The following is a 734-nucleotide window of genomic DNA, read 5'->3' as shown; positions in this document are numbered from 1 at the left end:
TCTGCCGGCTTGTATTCCTGCTCTTTCAGGTCGGAAAGGGGATAACCCTTTAGCAATTTCATCTGCATTGACAAATTCATCACATCCCAATATGTCTGGTAATATAGTATAGGAAGCAGTAGTTTTTCCTGCTCCGTTACATCCCGCTATGATATATAATTTTTTCATTTATTAGAATTCATAGCAAATATAACTCTAATTTATACTTGTAAAGAGATTCTGGATATTACCCACAACTCTCAGAAAGTCTATTTTTCATTATCTTTATTGTAAAGTATAAACCATGGAAAACAGGCGAAATTTCATCAAAAAATCCGGATTAGTCCTTGCTGCCACAGCTTTGCCTTTTCCGGGTTTTTTATTTGGAGCAGAAAAGAAAAAGCTTGGAGTAGCCCTCGTGGGCTTAGGCGGTTATAGCACACATCAACTCGCCCCTGCGCTGCAGGAAACCGAATATTGTGAACTGCGTGGCATCGTAACGGGAAGTCCGCACAAGATCCCTCAATGGCAGGAAAAATATGGAATTCCCGATTCCAATGTTTACAATTACGAGAACATGCACGAGATCGCCAATAATGATGACATTGATGTGGTCTATATTGTCCTGCCGAACTCCATGCATGCCAAGTACACCATTATTGCAGCCAATGCAGGAAAGCATGTGTGGTGTGAAAAACCTATGGCAATGAACGCTGAAGAATGCCGACAAATGATCGCGGCCTGTGAAAAGAACA

The 734-nt window shown here is 41.1% G+C and carries 1 protein-coding gene and 1 pseudogene; one reads left to right on the top strand and one right to left on the bottom strand.

The annotated features are described in order from the left end of the window. Positions 1 to 168 (bottom strand): annotated as a pseudogene (locus HC175_RS24285) (zeta toxin); the annotation flags it as partial. 115 nt (positions 169 to 283) lie between these two features. Here HC175_RS24285 and HC175_RS15775 point away from each other — a divergent pair. Then, the coding region (locus tag HC175_RS15775) for a Gfo/Idh/MocA family protein (RefSeq protein ID WP_168139386.1) at positions 284 to 734 on the top strand (451 nt) is incomplete at its 3' end.

The sequence above is a fragment of the Salinimicrobium oceani genome, assembly GCF_012037645.1.
The sequence above is the reverse complement of the archived record's forward strand: the minus strand, read 5'-3'. Positions and strand labels throughout refer to the sequence as shown.